A 3,593-nucleotide genomic window follows, 5' to 3' on the forward strand; every position below is an offset into this window, starting at 1 on the left:
TCATCGGGTCGGTGGTTACGAAGCCATGACGGTTTGCGCATTAGTGATAAATACCACTCTCCCGATGAAGCGCTGCTTGCGCTGAATAATAACGAAAAAATTGACTTGTTTTTTTACCACGACCTTGGTCTAAACTATCTTACAAAAACAACTTACACCTCTTTAAGAGTGCTTCCTGTTAAATTTAGAACGGTCTCTCAATGGCTCATATACAGCAAGCACACAACGGCGCAATCAGTGCGTTTATTAGAAGCACAAGTAAGCTCAATTACCAAATCTGGCGAGCTGAAGCGGATTCAGGAGAAGTATTTATGAGCCTTTCTATGGGGTCTTTTTTCGCGCTTTGGTTTCGGCGTTATTTTTGTCTTGTCCTATTAATCGTCACGATACCTCTTCCGTCACTTAGTCTTGCAGAGACCAGAGAGTGTAAAACCCTTCGTGCTACGGGAAACCCCGAATATCCGCCATACCTTTTCAGAGAAAGTGAAGACAACATGAAACTGGTTGGAGCGAATGCCGAGATCATGCAGTTAATTGCCGAAAAAATTGGTGCCGAGATTGATGTGTCGTACACCGGTCCGTGGTCGAGAGCGCAAAAAGAGGTGCGAGATGGGCGCTTTGATCTCTTGGCAGGTGCGTTCTTTACAGTGCCGAGGGCACAATATATGGACTATGTATACCCATCGTTTCTTACCACGAAGAGTGTTGTCTGGGTAAATAAGGAGAAACCCTTTGATTATAAGAAGCGTGAGGATTTGATTGGCCATACTGGCGCAACCGTCATTCATAATAGCTTTGGCGAAGAATTTGATGAATTTGCGAAAGCCAGTTTGGATTTGAATGGTGTCGCTAGTCTGCGTCAGGCTTTTGATATGTTAGTGCTTGGGCGAGTCGATTACTTGTTGTATGAGAATAGCCCTGCACAAGCTTACAGTAGGACTTGGGGAGTAAGCGATAAGGTTGCGGTGCTCGGAGATGGAATTAGCGCAGAGGGCTTGTATCTTACGCTGTCGCACAGCTCTTCATGTAACACGGGCGCTCTAAGAGGGAAACTCACCAAGGCGCTACGAGAAATCGTTGAGAGTGGGCAGGCTGAAAAGGCCCTCCAGAAGGGCCTTGCTCTTTGGCAGAAGATTCATCCGCAAGGCGATAGTTTAGAGTGAGTCTTTCGCCTTGGTCGTTAGCAAACGGGCGGCTGCCTTGCATAAACATCAAATCCGAGTAGCTTGGATGAGCAGGTTGCGGGGGCTTAGTGTGCGGTCACAAAACGTACTCAGGGTCACCATGTAGTTCTGCTCTTCCAAGTAAAGTGCGCGATCTAGCGCCAACCACAACTCTAAAGGCCGGTTAAAGAGTCGCCTTAGAAGCTCCAAACGAAATACCTCCCCATAGCGATCCTCCCCGCGCCTTAGATACAGATCGTAATCGATATCGTCAGGAAGAGTTAACTGTCGTTCTTTTGCTGCCCATTGGCAGAAAGAGGCAAAGCTTCCTGACAGTAGATGATTTTTTATCGAAGGAATGCTGAGGTATTGATCGGTCTTGCGCACATCGCGCTGTAATGCGTCGAAACCCAAGCGCCACCGCTGTGTTTTTTCTCTTTTCCGTTGCTCGCCCTGACTGGCTGTGACGGTCTCCTGCACCGCGAGCTGGAGCGCGGATCGATCAAGCTGTATCTGTGATTTTTTGCCGACCATAGAGAGCGGCCTATATTGTTGGTCTTTGGTTTTCTGGTAGCAGCAGGGAGAGAGAATCAACGCCTTGGAGCGGTAATATGCTACTTGCTTGAGCATCTCAATGTGCAAGTCGCCGCAGGCATGAAGCGCCATAAACGTGTGCTCAGGGTGCGCACAAAAATCTGGCAAAGGTGCCAACACATTTTGGTGGTGGTAATAGATCTCGAGTCGGTCTCGCTTTGCCAGTTTGCTTCCCAGATCAACGAGCTTCTGGTCCCACTCAAGGCAATGAACGGGTTGCTTCATACTGCGTTGAACAACTCGGCTTAAATGTCCTTTTCCCGAGCACCAATCAATAATGGGCGTGTTTATTTTGTTTAGGCTTTTTGCAAAAGCCAGCACCTGCAGCCATTTTCGGCCAGGAATTCCAACTTGGTCAAAAGGGCCTATCGATAAGTCTGTGTGGGCTTGAATTGGCTCTGGAGAATAGTTGTACAGAGCGTCGCATAACTCTGGCATTCGTTGCCTGAACCAGTCTATACGAGCAACAGGGTCGCGATGCAGCGCATGCGCCGTTTGGTCGTCCAAGCTTAATAGATCGTGTTTGAGGGCGGGTTGATATTTGAACCAAGCTAGCTGCTTACTGACAAACGGCTTTTCTTGCCACAGCGCTGCGTGCTCTGATATCACGTGATCAAGTTGATTAAACGCCGTGCCAAGCTTGCTCGTTCTCATTGGTGCATCAAAGGGGTTAGAGGTCTTTCAATTTAGCAAGAAAAAAGCCGCAACATAAAGTTTGAATGATAAAAGATACTAAAAACAATGGTGATGGGAGCGCATGCGTGGTCTCTCATCGATTGGATCGTTTAAGTCGCTATATTTAAAACCGAGAGCAAAAAACGAAATGTGCGTGATGATGCCTTTCTTTTTCAGCATTGGTGAAATCGGTTTGCGTATTCGCCCGTATTGAATATGAACGCTCTCGTTTTGCGTGGGTGGTAAACGAAATGGATTGTTAAGCACATAGTCTTTTTCAGCGATGCAGAGCGGGTGTTGACGACGCCACTATCATGGGTGTTTTTATCGAGAAAGGTGTTCTCCGAGAGTGGTCGATCTGGTTACATTTTAAGCAGGCTTAAAAGTTGATCTATCGCTTATCTCGACTATAAAAAACGACATTGGTGAAGAGCGCGAACTAAAAAGTTTGCGACAACTTTCTACATGTTTATGTTGGCAGGGGTTGAGCGTGAAGTTATTTAAAACCTTTATTGTAATGTTAATGGTTGCTGTTCCAGCAGTATCAAATGCTTATGTACTTGATCCTACAAGCAGCATAGTGACTGATGATTCGAGCGGAAAACAGTGGCTTCGTTGGACTGAGACGAGCAGCTTGTCAGTGAACTCAGCAATAAGCACCTATCAGGGTGACGGCTGGAGACTTGCTTCGAACGCCGAAATGGCCAAGTTATTTAGTGATTTTTTTGCCCCAATTGTGTTGCCTGAGGATCAAGCTTCTAGGCAAAGCTTCGTAGGAGAATTTGGTGATGGCGAGGATCCTGTCTTAGAGTTAGGAAAGACGTTTGGCTGGACAGAATACGAGAACAGCATAAACGTGGCTAGTGGAGAGACTCTGTCGCTTAACGATTACTCAACGTCGATTGTGAAGTTCGGTTCGGCGTCGAGCGGAGGCGCTAGCCTCTATAATTCTCTTACCATTAGCTCGGAGTTTACTTTTGGCCGAGACGACGAGTTAATTGGTCGGCCTGAAAGAGCGACGTTGGATTTTAACCAATATACCGGCATTGCGAATGGTAACGAAAGAATTGGCGTTGCGCTGGTTCGAGAGATTCCGACCTCTGAAGTGCCGGAACCGAGCGGCTTGTTTTTGCTTGGGCTGGGGCTGATGGGGCTCGTTTA

4 protein-coding genes are annotated in these 3,593 nt (G+C 47.1%); 3 read left to right on the forward strand and 1 reads right to left on the reverse strand.

What is annotated here, in order from left to right; all coding sequences use genetic code 11:
* Both A3751_RS12620 and A3751_RS12625 read left to right on the forward strand, forming a co-directional pair.
* The coding region (locus tag A3751_RS12620; RefSeq protein ID WP_156492419.1) for a transporter substrate-binding domain-containing protein at positions 1-315 on the forward strand (315 nt) is incomplete at its 5' end.
* Positions 312-1,163, forward strand: coding sequence for an ABC transporter substrate-binding protein (locus A3751_RS12625; RefSeq protein ID WP_068456549.1), 852 nt, complete (start codon positions 312-314; stop codon positions 1,161-1,163). The genes A3751_RS12620 and A3751_RS12625, both read left to right, overlap by 4 nt.
* A 48-nt stretch (positions 1,164-1,211) precedes the next feature.
* On the opposite strand, the gene A3751_RS12630 is transcribed toward A3751_RS12625, so the two are convergent.
* On the reverse strand, positions 1,212-2,411 hold the full coding sequence (locus tag A3751_RS12630) for a methyltransferase (RefSeq protein WP_068456552.1): 1,200 nt from the start codon (positions 2,409-2,411) through the stop codon (positions 1,212-1,214).
* Positions 2,412-2,922: 511 nt separating this feature from the next.
* Here A3751_RS12630 and A3751_RS12635 point away from each other — a divergent pair.
* Positions 2,923-3,593, forward strand: a 671-nt coding sequence (locus tag A3751_RS12635) for a hypothetical protein (protein WP_068456554.1), incomplete at its 3' end; no start/stop codon positions are given.

This window comes from Oleiphilus sp. HI0080, assembly GCF_001635135.1.